Source organism: Ktedonosporobacter rubrisoli, from assembly GCF_004208415.1.
In the GTDB taxonomy this organism is placed as follows: Bacteria; Chloroflexota; Ktedonobacteria; order Ktedonobacterales; family Ktedonobacteraceae; genus Ktedonosporobacter; species Ktedonosporobacter rubrisoli.
This window is the reverse complement of record NZ_CP035758.1, coordinates 9,116,358-9,129,796: the sequence shown is the minus strand read 5'-3', so window position 1 is coordinate 9,129,796 and position 13,439 is coordinate 9,116,358. Positions and strand designations below refer to the sequence as shown.

The following is a 13,439-nucleotide window of genomic DNA, read 5'->3' as shown; positions in this document are numbered from 1 at the left end:
CACCTGAAGGAGATTATTTACATATGATGGCCATTTTCTGGCGTAGTCTCTTGTCGATTTGTAAGAAGGATACGCAGGTCTGGTTACGCCATCCCAGCACTGTGCTGGTAACTTTTCTGCCGGCTATAGCCTTGCTCTTGCTCACAGCTCTGGGCTCAGCGGCGGTTGGACACAGCCCTGTGGCGCTGGTATTGCAGGATCAAGGGGCAGCCGGTCAAAAAATTGACAAGATCTTTCACGACGCCGATATTTTCCAGATCTATGATGTAGATGAGCAGCAAGCCCAGGCGCTTATGCACAACGTTGATATTGCGGCCATTATTGTTATTCCAGGAGATTTCACCCAGCGTGTTCAGGCACACCAGAACGCACCTATTGACGTCACAGTAAACAATCTCAATCTTGATTTCACCAATGATGTTCGGCGCTCAGTGCCTGATATCATCACCCAATTCTATGCCACGCAAGGCCCTGATAGCCCGATCAAAGTCACGCTACGCGAGCACGATCTGCGCACGCGCGATGTCGAGCTTTTCCAGTACACTGTTTTACCAGCCATAATTTTCCTACTCTCGATCAGCGGTCTTGTCACTGGCAGCCTTGCTACGGCACGCGAATGGGAGGCGCAAACTATCAAAGAGCTATTGCTCTCTCCTGTAGCCCATGCCGCTATTATTGGCGGCAAAGTGCTCTCAAGCGTTCTCATCACCTTTATTATGGGCACTTTGGTTCTGCTCGCCTGTACGCTCCTGGGCTGGGTACAGCCTGAAGGCCCGTTCTGGCTGAGCGCGCTGCTAACGATCCTGCTAGTCTCTCTGCTCAGTTCGGGCTTAGGAATTGCCGTAGGAACTCTGGTACGCCGCGTACAGCCTGTTGGCCCCGTTTCCATCAACGTTGGCATGTATCTTTTCTTTCTGGCCGGTGGCGTTGGTGTGCTGGCCTTCGAGCCAATCATTCTCCAACAGATAGCTGATTTCATCCCGCTCACCTATGGGCGACATGCGCTGGAGATGGCTGTTTTCTATAGTTCAGCCGATCAATTTGGGCGCGATATTCTTATGCTAACCATCTCATCCATTATTGCGGTAGTCCTGGGCATACTCGCTATGCGTAAGGGCGTTTTCCAATAGTTAGCACACAGCAGTACTCTGGTCCTCTATGTACAAGTGTGTAGAGGGCCAGGGCTTGAAAAACCCTGGGCCAGAAAGATTACGCGCCTCACGCTCTCCTCATGAGGCACGACGAGCTACTCACAGTTTTGCGCGCCAGCGCTAGGCATGCTATTTTTGCCATCTGCTTATGAACGTCGCGAGGAAGGGCTTAAATTTGTCCCCTGAGCTAGAGCAGCGAAACGGGCAGAAATTAGCATATAATAGCATTCGAGACGTTTCTTTGTCACCGTTGCAGTATTCTTCAGCGTATCGAGAGAGTACTATGATACAAGCCGCTGCTCACCCCAAATAATAAACAAGATATAGCAAAAGCGGTCAAGCAGTATTGCATGAGGAGATGTCAATGAGTATCAAAACAATTAATCCTGCGACAGAAGAGGTTCTGGAAACCTTTGAAGCTTATAGCCCAAAGCAGATCAATGAGGCACTGGATCAAGCGCGCAAGGCTTTTTTGCAGTGGCGAGAGACGACATTTGCCGAACGCAGCACGCTCTTTCATCGCCTGGCCAGTTACTTACGCGAGCACAAGGCTGAATTAGCGCGCACGGTTACTCTAGAGATGGGCAAGCCAATAGGCGAGGCGGAGGCCGAGGTAGAGAAATGCGCATGGAACTGCGATTACTACGCCGATAATGCCGAAAAGTTTCTTGCCGATACTCATGTTGCTACCAACGCAACTGATAGCTATGTAGCCTTTCAGCCACTAGGAGTAGTCCTGGCTCTTATGCCCTGGAACTTCCCATACTGGCAGGTCATGCGCTTTGCGGCTCCCGCGATGATGGCTGGCAATACCGCCGTCCTCAAGCATGCCTCGAATGTTTCGCGCTGCGCTCTGGAGATAGAGCGCATCTTCCATGAATGTGGTTTTCCCCAGGGAGCGTTCAGAACGGTTCTAGTGCCAGGCGCAGAAACGGCGGGCCTGATTGCCGATGCGCGTATAGCCGCGGTAACGCTTACAGGCAGCGATGCGGCTGGCGTGGCAGTGGCCTCGGAAAGCGGACGCGTTCTGAAGAAAAACGTTCTGGAGCTTGGAGGCTCCGACGCTTTTATTGTGCTTGAAGATGCTGACCTTGAGGCTGCTGCACGTACAGCAGCGCGGGCGCGCTTTCAAAACACCGGACAAAGCTGTATTGCCGCTAAACGCTTCATAGTTGTTGAGTCCATAGCCGAAGCATTCGAGGGCAAATTCGTAGAGGAAGCGCGCAAGCTGCGTGTCGGCAATCCTCTCGATAAAGAGACGCAGATTGGCCCTCTGGCACGCGGCGATCTACGCGAGGCTCTTGAGAAGCAGGTACAGGACTCGGTAAAAATGGGAGCGCGCGTACTCTTAGGTGGCAAACCGCTCGCTGGCCAGGGCTATTTTTACGAACCGAGTATCATCACGAATGTAAGTCCGGAAATGCCGCTCTTTAAGGAAGAAACATTTGGTCCTGTCGCGGCCATCATTCGCGCACGCGATGTAGAGCACGCGGTTGAGTTGGCTAACGATTCGCAGTTTGGCCTGGGCGGGAATCTATGGACGCGCAATATCGAGTTGGGCCGAAAACTTGCGCGCCGCTTGGAGTCTGGGGCTGTTTTTATCAATGGCATGACCGCAAGCGATCCGCGCCTGCCCTTTGGAGGTGTAAAACGGAGCGGTTATGGACGCGAGCTCTCGTCCTTTGGTATCCAGGAATTCGTCAATATTCAGACTGTAGTCGTACAGTGAAAGCTGATCAAGGCTAATCCGCGAGCAGGCGTAGCATCTCAGCGGCAAGAAGAGCTTCCTGGGAAGCTCTTCTTAACTCTCCCTGGATATGGCAGGCTGCTTGGAGAGCCCAGCCACCAGGCACACAAAAACAGGCTGCATCTCGCCGGACACAACCTTATGCCTCATCCAGAACTTACGCCCATAAAGCTATGTCGGCCAAAGCATCAGCTCGCGCCTATCTCAGATACTGGCTCGTCAGCGAATGCTTTGCGCCAAGAAGTTCTTGCGGTGTTCCCTCAAAAATGACCATGCCGCCCTTATTGCCGCCTCCGGGCCCCATATCGATGATCCAGTCGGCGTTGCGAATGATGTCAAGATGGTGTTCAATCACAATCACAGTATTTCCCCCATCGACAAGGCGATTCATAATGGTAAGCAGATGATCAATATCTGAAAGGTGCAGCCCGGTGGTTGGCTCATCCATAACATAGATGCTGCCCCGCTTGTGCAGCTCGCTGGCTAATTTCAGACGCTGGCATTCGCCACCTGAGAGGCTGCTAAGTGGCTGGCCCAGGGTCAGGTAGTCAAGGCCCACATCGCTGAGAGCTTGTAGTTTTGGTTGCACTTCTTTGAGCGTAAAAAACTCCAATGCCTGACGAACCGTCATACCCAGAACATCGGCAATGGATTTTCCATTGAGGGTATAGGCCAGCACCTCGTCCTTAAAGCGCCTGCCGCCACACACCTCGCATGGCAGTTTCACGCCCTCCAGAAAACCGAGATCGGTATAGGTCACACCAAGGCCCTGGCAGTTGGAGCAGGCCCCTTTCGAGTTAAAGCTAAAGAGGCCAGCATCAACGCGGTTCACCGCCGCAAAGGCCTTGCGCACGTCATCCATGATACCAGTATAAGTGGCAGGATTGGAACGGCTAGAGACGCCCACCGGCGCTTGATCAATCACTACCGCGTCCCGGTGCTGCCGCAGAAATACTTCATTGATCAATGAACTTTTGCCGGAGCCGGCCACGCCTGTAACTACTGTCAGAACCCCTTCGGGGATATCTACGCTAACATCCTTCAGATTATTCACAGTCGCATGCACCACTGGCAAGCTTCCTTTGGCCTGCCGAAATGCCTGCTTGAGCGGCCGGGTATGCAGCAAGTAGTTGCCGGTGAGGGTATCGGCTTGCAGCAGGCCGGCATAGCTACCCTCGTAAACTATCCGCCCTCCCTCGCTGCCTGCATAGGGCCCCATATCGACTATATAGTCGGCAACCTTGATAACATCGGGATCATGCTCTACAACAATCACGGTATTGCCCTTATCCCGCAATTTCACCAGTAATTCGTTCAAACGGTGAACATCGCGCGGATGCAAGCCGACGCTGGGCTCATCGAAGATATACATAACATCGACGAGGCTGCCGTTGAGATGCTTGACCATCTTGACGCGCTGCGACTCACCTCCTGACAACGTATCGGTGGCGCGATCCAGGCTCAGGTACTCCAGGCCAATCTCTATCAGATGCTGCAAGCGCTCAGTTAGTGTCCGTATCATTGGCGCAGCCGCCGGATCTTCTATCTCTTTTATAACCTCTACCAGCTCATCCACCTCCATGGCAGAAAGATCCGCGATATTATAACCATTGATCTTGCAACTCAGCGCCGCTTGATTGAGGCGAGCCCCTTTGCAAAGTGGGCAGGGACCGAGCTTCAAGAAAGGCTCTACTTTCTGCCGCGTACGCTCCGATAAGGTCTGAATATCCCGCGCGATATATTTGCGGTTAAATCTGTAGAGTAAGCCTTCGTAAGATGCGTTCATCTCTTTATTGCCGACCGCAAGCTTATATTTTCTTGGGCCGCTGTTGAGCAGGAGATCCATTTCCTCAGCTGTGTAATCGGCAAGTTTCTTGTCATTATCAAACCAGCCAGAGGCAACATAGCCATCGCGTTCCCAACTACTTATTCCAGGAGCGATAATGGCGCCCTCATTTAGCGACTTTGATGCATCAATCAGCGCTTCCGGATCAATCCCGATCTTACGGCCAAGGCCATTGCATTCCAGGCACATACCCTGAGGATCGTTGAAAGAAAAGACATTCGCATAGCCCGCATATGGCTTGCCGAGCCGCGAGAAGAGCATACGCAGCACAGGTGAGATGTCGGTAGCTGTTCCTACTGTCGATTGCGATCCACCGCCCAGGCGCTTCTGGTCAACAATCACTGCCATGTTCAGATTCTCAATCGCCTCAGCCTCTGGTTGGGGATAGCGTGGTAAAAAGTTGCGAATGAACATGCTAAAATTCTCAAACAACAGCCGTTGCGCCTCGTTGGCAATAGTGTCAAAGACCATGGAGGACTTCCCCGAACCAGATACTCCTGTAAACATGATGATTGTTCGCTTGGGCAGCCTTAGTGAGACATCCTTGAGGTTGTTCTCACGAGCGCCACGAATCTCTATATACTCTTGAGCCATGCTACTCTTTGTTCCCTCCTTAATCTTTTCCATCTGGCTTGTAGCGCGCGACGCCTCATCCGATCGAGCAGCACGCCAATGTGTCAGTCTCCAACGGTCTGATTTGTGCTAACCTGCTCCCTTTCGGCTGAAAGTGTTGACATTTGAGGCAATCGGCAGCATCGATCAGGGGAAGGAGGATCGCCTTTTCCAGATGATCTTGTTGAGTATAGCATACCTAGAACATATTTTCAATCAGCAAGGATAAAAAGGCTAAAGCCTCTCACCGCTCTATGAAATGTGGGGCACCTTTCCCTGGCAAGCAGACAATCCAAGTACTTGAGAGATCCATTAGAAAATCACCGACAGACAGCATCCTTACTGCGTGTCAGTTTTTATTTCATTTGCGCTAGTGGATATATGGCCCTGCTCAGAACGCATACTGGCCAGTTGTTCAATTGCATCTGCTCCCCCTTGCTCTTTTAGCCAACGGGTGTAGTCAGCTTCTACTTCTCGCGTTAAGGAATGTTCGCGCCCCCAGGCCTGCTCGATGATGGCCAGAGCTCGTTGATATAAATTACCGGCCTGCGCCATCTGGCTCCGCTTTTGGTAGAAGCGTGCGAGCTGGTGATATATCATGGCCGTTTCTGGATGCTTAGCGCCATAATGCTGCTCACAGATCACCAGAGCCCGATGATAGAGAGGTTCAGCCAGTTCGTCTTTGCCCTGCTTGCTATAGAGGATGGCCAGTTGCCGCAGCGTAGTGGCCGTACGTGGATAGTGTGGCCCGAATTGTTGTTCCCGAATTTGTAAAGCCCTTAGATACAACTGCTCGGCCTGTTCATCCTTGCCCTGATCGTGATAAAAATTTGCCAGATTCGTCAGAGTAAATGCAACGTTTGGATTGACTGGGCCTTGTGGGGGGTCGAGAATAGCCAGCGCGCGTTGATACAACGCTTCTGCTTGTTCAGGCTTACCCAGCTCATAACAGACTGAGGCCAGATTATTACAGGATTGAGCCAGATCAGGGTCACGTGGCCCTAGCCTGCTCTCACGAATGCTCAAAGCTTGCAGCATAAGGGCTTCGGCCTGCTGTGGTTCTCCCAGATCACGATACAATAAGGCCAGGTTACTGAGTATATTCGCAGTTTGTAAAAGGTCTGCCTCCCCTTGCTGCGCTTGAATGGCCAGCGCTCGCTGAAACTGTGCCTCCGCTTGCTTATAACGTCCCAGAACATGGGAGAGGATTGCAAGATCGTTGAGCGTCTGTGCGTGTGTAGCTCCCAGATGCTGCTCACGAATAGCCAGCACGCGCTGTTGTAATTCTTCTACTAGCTGGTATTTACCTTGATTCCAATATACATCGGCCAGGTCAGCCATAATTTCTGCCGTCTGCAGATGCTCACTCCCCAGATGGGCCTCGGCCAGCGTCTTCACCCGCCGCAAGAGCGGCTCAGCCTGGCTATAACGCCCCTGGCAGCGATACACAGTAGCCAACTTTGTCAGGCGGGAAAGCATGGCTTGATACGATATTCCCTCCTGCCTCTCTCCGAGCATAACAGCCTCTTCTAGCAGGTGCTGGGCCTCGGCATAGCGACTCCGATCGACCAGATAGGTACCTGCCTTGTAGAGTAGCTCGCCTGACTCTTGCAGATCTCGCCCGAACAACTCTATCAACGGCAGACAGGCTAGTGCCTGGCTAAGATAGCGTTCGCACTGTGCCCAGGCCTCAAAAGCTGGCACAGGAAAGGCAACATTGACCATACATATTATGGCCTCACCCCATCTTCGCTTTTCCTCATACCCCATCTGGTCCTGCAACACAGCTTGCACTAGCCGATGAACTGAGAGCGTTCGCCGCTCTGGCTGACGAGCTAACAAAGAGACATTGCGCAAGGCGGCTAGAGCCTGATCAAACTGGTAAGGGTCTGTAACCATCGGCCCTAACTTTGGTCCTAGATAAGATGCGCCTGCTGCAAATAGTTCCTCGGGAATGGCTTCGGGATGCAAGAATGCGCACACACGTAGCAAATTTGCCGCCGCGGGTAGCTCTCTCTCCACACGTTCTACAGACAAGTCTAGCGTTGTAGTTACCGAATCGGGATGTGCTCCCCCATGACTTCCTCGTCTCGCCAGTACCAGTGGGCGTTGATCCTGATAACGCTGAATATAATCTTGCAGGCTACATCCGGTTTCCTCAATATACGCACCTGCTTGATCCAGAGCCAGGGGCAGCCCTTCTAGAAGTTTCACTAATTCAGCGGCAGCAGAGATGCCGGAAGAGTCAATATTGCCTTCCACTGAATGAGAGGAATCTACAGGAAAAGCTCCAAAGCATTTGGCCCGCCGCAAGAGCAGCATAACTCCCTCTCGCTCATTCATCGCTGAGAGCGGCAACGCTTCGGCAAAGGCGCCCAGGGCGAGCCGGCGCGTAGTGAATAATAGTCCCCCGGAGTGCCTGCGCGGAATAATCGTTTGGAGCAGGTTGAGGTCTTCTACATTATCGACAACGAGTAACCAGCTGGTATGCGTATTGAGCCAGCGTCGTACAGCCTGTACCATTGAAGATTGCTCAGCAATTTGTCGTTCGGGAAGCTGGACAGCCTCGGCGACCTGCTGCAGGCTTTGCATGATACTCTCGGCGGTTTCCGCAGCCAGCCAGAAGATCGCCTCGTACTCATGAACATAGCGATAGGCATACTCTATGGCGACCTGAGTTTTGCCTATCCCTCCCAAGCCGGTAAGAGCAACAGGACAGAGGCCAATAAGCCGTTCATGCAGCAACTCCAGAACCTCCTCTCGCCCGCTAAAAAAGGGATTGCGTAGAAATGGTATATTTCTGTAGCATTCCTCATGGGGGGAAAATAGAAGGGGATCTGATATCGCTGACAAAGCCTCAACTTCCCTCTCCTCGCTGTCAGCAAAAGGCACCTGTGTAGAAACGAAACCCAATTCCTCTGCGCTCAGGCCAAACAAGGCACAAAGTTTCACGCGAAAGTAGGCGCTGGGTTGATGGGTACCGCGTTCCCAGCGAGAAATCGAGGGCACACTAGTTCCAAGCTTCTCCGCCAGTTCCTGTTGTCGCCAGTTACGTTTGACGCGTTCTTCCCGTAAACGCTTATGCCAGGGGACGGCCGCCATTGCTTGTGTCCTTCCTCTTAAGATCAAAAACCTCCAGTGCATTATGCCCATTATATTCTATTTCAGGCAAAGTGATCAATAGTGTCACCCGAATGGTAAATATCTGATCAGTGATGATCTTCTCTTTCACTAAGCGGTGCAGTATGCTTGCAACAGAAGGGTGCTTTACAAGCTTCTCATGGGGAATAAGTGGGCAACGATTACAAAGTAATGCTCTACCTCTCGGCTGGCGCGGATCGCGGTCTGGATGCGGGTCTGGATCAGGTCATGCAATAAGGCCGGGTAACCATGGGAGGATGCTTCGGCTTTCTCATCATGTTAAGGAAGGAGGATTGCATGACCATCTCTTATAGTGCTGAGTGGACCTAATACAGGACAGCTAGTAAGAAGGACCTGCATGATCGTCTCCTATAGCAGCAATTGGACCTAACACATAGGGCATCCATGAAGGAGGATCTGCATGATCATCTCTTATAGCACTAACTGAGGATAGTCTCACGACACATCCAGGATACTAAACGATAAATTCCAAGGAAAGAAGGTGTGCGTGACAGTCTCCTATACTTCCCAATGGAGCTAATCCAATATTCAAGCATAATACCTGATAGGTAAGAAAGGAGGATCTGCATGATGATAGCCTACAAAGCTGAATGGACCTAAGTAGGTCCCAGATTGTAGGAAAATAGTTCCCAAAAGAGAGAGAGAACCATAAGAGTGTAGGGCGAGGAGATGCGGCACATCCACGCTCTACACTCTTAGGAAGAAGATAACCTCAAATTGGACCAATCCAACAAGCTGGTCAGATATGATAACCTGGAGGGCTTAGCCAATCGATCTGGGAAACCAAGAGCAGCAATTCTTATCCTCTTGAATACGGCAATTCCAATTGCTGGGCTGTAAAGGCATCTATAGTAATAGATGAAAGTGCCAGAGGTGAGAATATTCCATAGTAGCTCCAGTAAAATTCGCCTGGCTCGCTTTAGACGCAACCAGATTGCTCCCTTTGAAGATTGCATTGCAAATATAAGCATGTGTAAAACAGGAGCGGCTCTACAGTTCTATGGGCACATAGAGTCTTGATCCAGCCCATCTACAGCCATATACTCATCTCCCTGTTCCACCAGGAAAGAGAGCAGATCTTTTTTAGCGTGATTTTCAAATGATACTCCTGCATAGGTATATGGTGTCTGATTGACGCTTAAATGGAAGAGTTCGAAACGTTGATAGCCGCCTGTGATATCGTGAGCCAAACGATGCTCAATATTTTGACTGAGGTCAACTTCGGCATAGACAATCCCCTCCTTGCCAATCAATGGCTCAGCCACTGGCTCCCCCGTGGTCCCATAATCATAGAGACTGCGGGAGCGCAAGCCTCCAGCACAGAGCGAATTTCCTCATTATCGCGGCATAGATCCTCTTTGCCCACTTCATCCAGTACTCCTGAGGAGACAATCGTAAAAAGTTTCCCCTCAAAAGAGTGAGCAGCAGAGCGCAACATAATTGCCTTGCCTAGATCATAGGGCTGGCTATGCTGCGGCCGCGAAAAAGGCCAGAGCGATGGATAAGTTGCAATATGCACTTGTTCACCTTGGGCAAGCAAAGCAAAACGCGCAAGCGTATTGGTATTCTCGCCACAAATGAGCACCCCCAGGTGTCCCAGGGGAGTCAAGACAGTTTTGAGCCCTGCTGCATCACCAGCCGCCCAGGTTAATTTTTCGGCCCAGGTAGCTACTAACTTTCGCCGCCAGTTCAACAGGCGGCCCTCGGGACTAAAGAGGAGATTCGTGTTCCAGAGAGTTCCCATGCTCTTCTCTGTCTTTTCTGTTACGCCCACAGAGAGATAGACACCACATTGACTGGCGATCTCTCCCAGCTTACGGAACTGCTTACCAGATATAAGCACAGCATTATCAAAGAGACGACGAAAGAACGCAGGCTGATCGAGTGGCCGATGAGTCAGATTCCAGATAGGGAACGCGGGTATATATGACTCAGAAAAAACTACCAGGCTTGCTCCCTTGTCGGAAGCCTCGCTAGTAAGCGCCTCTACTTTATCAATAGTTGCATCCCGGTCCAACCAGACTGAAGCTGCCTGTACAGCTGCTGCCAAAAACTTTGGATAGGTATCTCCTGGCATGTCTATGCCTCTTTTCTAGTGCTCAAGTTTTTCTACGCCCTAAATAAGCCAGACGTATGCTATCATCCTGCAATAGTGCTTCTGTTGAACCAGACAGCACGATTTGCCCCTTACGCAAAACATAACCGCGCTGCCCTACGCTTAGAGCCAGTCCTACGTTTTGCTCCACCAGCAGAATTGTTGTGCCTTCCCGATGAATATGTTTGATTATCTCAAAAATCTTCTCTACGATGGCCGGAGCAAGGCCAAGGCTTGGCTCGTCGAGGAGGAGCAAACGCGGCCGCGCCATCAGTGCGCGTCCGATTGCCAGCATTTGCTGCTCACCACCGCTCAGAGTTGCTGCAGGCTGCCTTTGCCGCTCAGCCAGGCGTGGAAAGAGAGTATAGACATGCTCTAAATCGGAACTTATGGCTCTTTGAGAGCGAACGTAGGCTCCCATCAGTAAATTCTCATGGACACTCATTTCGGTAAATACACCGCGCCCTTCCGGTACAAGGGCAATTCCACGCTTCACACGTGCAAAGGGCGAAACGTTCAGCGGCAGCTGCTGATAGAAGAGCTGTCCGGACTGTGGCCTTAACAGGCCCATGATAGTACGCAATAGCGTCGTCTTTCCCGCAGCATTGCTTCCCAGCAAGCAAACAATTTCACCTTCCTCAACCTCTAAAGAGACATTTTCCAAAACCCGGACCTGGCCATAAGCAACCTTGAGCTGATCCACCTTTAACATATTTCCTCAATGCCCCTTTCACCCTCTGGCGGCAAGCTTGTGGCATAGTCATGACCCAGATAGGCCTCTATCACAGTTGGGTCGTTCTGGATCTGTGAAAAATGTCCCTCGGCAATTCTGCGACCAGAGTCCAGGACCAGTATTCTGTCAGGCAGATCAGCCATTAATGAAAGGTCATGCTCAACGATCATGATCGTAACTCCTTTTGCCCGCAAATGCCGGACGTCGGCCATCAGTTCTTCAGTCTCTACAGGGTCCATGCCAGCAGCCGGCTCATCCAACAAAAGAAGCGAGGGGTGAGCAGCTAAGGCTCGCGCAATCTCTAGACGACGCAAATTAGCATAAGAGAGGGTTGAGGCCGATCTGTTCATAGCTGGAAGCAGGCGATCATGAAACAGAGCCAGCAGTTCCATCGCCTCAGCCTCAGCTCGCATCTCTTCCTGACGTGTTAGCTTACTCTGCAGAATAATTCCGCCAAAGCGGCTACGGAGTTGTCCATGCATGCCTACCAGCACATTTTCCAGAACTGACATCCGGTTAAAAAGGCGCACATTCTGAAAGGTGCGCGCAATTCCCAGGCGCGCAATCTGATCTGGAGAATGACCAGAAATGAGCACTGACGATCCATCCGGTTTATAGAGGCAAATCTTACCCTCGTCCGGCCCATAGAGACCGCTAATAAGATTAAACAGAGTGGTCTTGCCAGAACCGTTTGGACCAATCACACCAAGAATCTCACCGGGCCAGATCTGCAAGCTTACCTGCTCAAGTGCTACAACTCCGCCAAAGCGTTTGCTCACCTGCGTAATCTCTAGAAGAGGCCTTGAATTGGGTTTCACATTTGCTTGCTCTCGCCGAGAAACTATCCCGCTGCTCGCCTGCGCTTGAGGAACAGCAAATTTTCGGGTTGACAAAGCTCGCTTACGCAGACGGCTGGGAAAGAGACCCTGGGGACGATATAACATCATGAAAACCAGGGCAAAGCCAAAAACTATCAAGCGCAACTGCTCATACGATCGTAGCTTCTCAGGGAGCACTACCAGAATGATAGCGCCAAGCACTACGCCCCAGAGATTCCCCATCCCCCCAAAAATTACCATACATAGCACAATCACTGACTGAAAGAAAACAAAGCTATCAGGGCTAATATATGAATTCACGCTCGCAAAGATTGTCCCTGACAGACCACCCAGGAAGGCTCCCAAGGCAAAGGCCAGCAGCTTGACAGCAGTAGTCGGAACGCCAAAACAGCGCGCCGCCAACTCATCCTCACGAATAGCGGTCCAGGCTCGCCCTAATCTAGAATACATAAGCCGGCGCACAAGAAAGATTACAAGCCCACACAGAGCCAGGACCAGATAATAAAAGTTTATCTGCGCTGGGAGCGTAAAGCCTCCTAGCTGTAGATCCTGGCTAAATAAATACCCGCCAAGACTTGGCGCCGGTATACCACTGATCCCAGAGGGCCCACCGGTCAGCGCATCCAGATTATTCACCAGTAAGCGCACCATCTCGCCAAACCCGATGGTTACCAGGGCTAGATAATCCCCACGCAAACGCAGCGTAGGAGCGCCCAATACCACCCCAAACAGGCAAGCCACTATTGCCCCAATCAGCATACAAAGCCAGAAAGGCCACCCTTGATGCGTGCTGAGCAAAGCAGACGTGTAGGCCCCAATCGCATAGAACGCAATAAAGCCTAGATCCAACAGCCCGGCCATGCCAACAACAATATTTAAGCCCAGGGCCATGATGATATAGAGGCCAGCATAGACAGCGATAAGAATCCAGTAGGCATTGTCGAGAAAAAAGAGCGGAAAAGCGAGCAGGGCCAGGACAAGACCCGACCAGGCGATACCTTTATACGTCCTAAAGCTATGCACTATCCCGCTTCGAATCTTCTGGAAGCGACTGAACCAATAAATGAGCCCTATCAGGATCAAAACGCCAGGAGCCAGAAATAGGGGGTCCGTTAGATCCAGAAACAGAAGTACAAGGATGAACAATGTAGCTTCAAAAAGAAGTACGGTAGCACTTCCAAGCAGCCACCTGGGAGCAGTAAATCTGACCTGCATACGTGTCTCCGCTTTATCAGCATTGAATATGGGCATCCC

General features: G+C 51.3%; 8 protein-coding genes and 1 pseudogene. 2 read left to right on the top strand and 7 right to left on the bottom strand.

What is annotated here, in order from left to right; genetic code table 11:
• Window positions 1–23: 23 nt before the first annotated feature.
• Both EPA93_RS39455 and EPA93_RS39450 read left to right on the top strand, forming a co-directional pair.
• A complete protein-coding gene (locus EPA93_RS39455) occupies window positions 24–1,130 on the top strand; it encodes an ABC transporter permease (RefSeq protein WP_129892787.1) in 1,107 nt (368 codons plus the stop codon).
• A 385-nt stretch (window positions 1,131–1,515) separates the two neighbouring features.
• A complete protein-coding gene (locus EPA93_RS39450) occupies window positions 1,516–2,880 on the top strand; it encodes an NAD-dependent succinate-semialdehyde dehydrogenase (protein WP_129892786.1) in 1,365 nt (454 codons plus the stop codon).
• A 217-nt stretch (window positions 2,881–3,097) separates the two neighbouring features.
• On the opposite strand, the gene EPA93_RS39445 is transcribed toward EPA93_RS39450, so the two are convergent.
• The 7 genes and pseudogenes from EPA93_RS39445 to EPA93_RS39415 all read right to left on the bottom strand — a co-directional run bounded on the left by EPA93_RS39445 (window position 3,098) and on the right by EPA93_RS39415 (window position 13,436).
• The gene (locus tag EPA93_RS39445) at window positions 3,098–5,338 is read right to left on the bottom strand and encodes an ATP-binding cassette domain-containing protein (protein WP_129892785.1); all 2,241 of its coding nucleotides are present in this window, start codon (window positions 5,336–5,338) and stop codon (window positions 3,098–3,100) included.
• Between the two features lie 357 nt (window positions 5,339–5,695).
• Window positions 5,696–8,458 (bottom strand): FxSxx-COOH system tetratricopeptide repeat protein, encoded by a 2,763-nt coding sequence (gene fxsT / locus EPA93_RS39440; RefSeq protein ID WP_165423705.1) that lies wholly within the window; start codon window positions 8,456–8,458, stop codon window positions 5,696–5,698.
• Window positions 8,459–9,364: 906 nt separating this feature from the next.
• Window positions 9,365–9,490, bottom strand: a pseudogene (locus tag EPA93_RS51170) (pentapeptide repeat-containing protein); the annotation flags it as partial.
• Between the two features lie 26 nt (window positions 9,491–9,516).
• Window positions 9,517–9,783 (bottom strand): hypothetical protein, encoded by a 267-nt coding sequence (locus EPA93_RS39430; protein ID WP_129892783.1) that lies wholly within the window; start codon window positions 9,781–9,783, stop codon window positions 9,517–9,519.
• Window positions 9,768–10,595 carry a carbon-nitrogen hydrolase family protein gene (locus EPA93_RS39425; RefSeq protein ID WP_129892782.1) on the bottom strand — a complete coding sequence of 276 codons (828 nt, stop codon included), beginning with the start codon at window positions 10,593–10,595 and terminating at the stop codon, window positions 9,768–9,770. Before EPA93_RS39425 ends, EPA93_RS39430 begins: the two co-directional genes overlap by 16 nt.
• Window positions 10,596–10,617: 22 nt before the next feature.
• Complete coding sequence (locus EPA93_RS39420) at window positions 10,618–11,325, bottom strand: ABC transporter ATP-binding protein (RefSeq protein ID WP_129892781.1); 708 nt, start codon at window positions 11,323–11,325, stop codon at window positions 10,618–10,620.
• Complete coding sequence (locus EPA93_RS39415) at window positions 11,319–13,436, bottom strand: branched-chain amino acid ABC transporter ATP-binding protein/permease (RefSeq protein WP_129892780.1); 2,118 nt, start codon at window positions 13,434–13,436, stop codon at window positions 11,319–11,321. The genes EPA93_RS39420 and EPA93_RS39415 overlap by 7 nt, the downstream gene beginning before the upstream one ends.
• Window positions 13,437–13,439: the final 3 nt, after the last annotated feature.

Coding starts and splice junctions, on each gene's coding strand:
- EPA93_RS39450 (WP_129892786.1), top strand. CDS start 1,516: ATGAGTATCAAAACAATTAATCCTGCGACAGAAGAGGTTCTGGAAACC.
- EPA93_RS39415 (WP_129892780.1), bottom strand. CDS start 13,436: ATGCCCATATTCAATGCTGATAAAGCGGAGACACGTATGCAGGTCAGA.
- EPA93_RS39420 (WP_129892781.1), bottom strand. CDS start 11,325: ATGTTAAAGGTGGATCAGCTCAAGGTTGCTTATGGCCAGGTCCGGGTT.
- EPA93_RS39455 (WP_129892787.1), top strand. CDS start 24: ATGATGGCCATTTTCTGGCGTAGTCTCTTGTCGATTTGTAAGAAGGAT.
- EPA93_RS39425 (WP_129892782.1), bottom strand. CDS start 10,595: ATGCCAGGAGATACCTATCCAAAGTTTTTGGCAGCAGCTGTACAGGCA.
- fxsT (WP_165423705.1), bottom strand. CDS start 8,458: ATGGCGGCCGTCCCCTGGCATAAGCGTTTACGGGAAGAACGCGTCAAA.
- EPA93_RS39445 (WP_129892785.1), bottom strand. CDS start 5,338: ATGGCTCAAGAGTATATAGAGATTCGTGGCGCTCGTGAGAACAACCTC.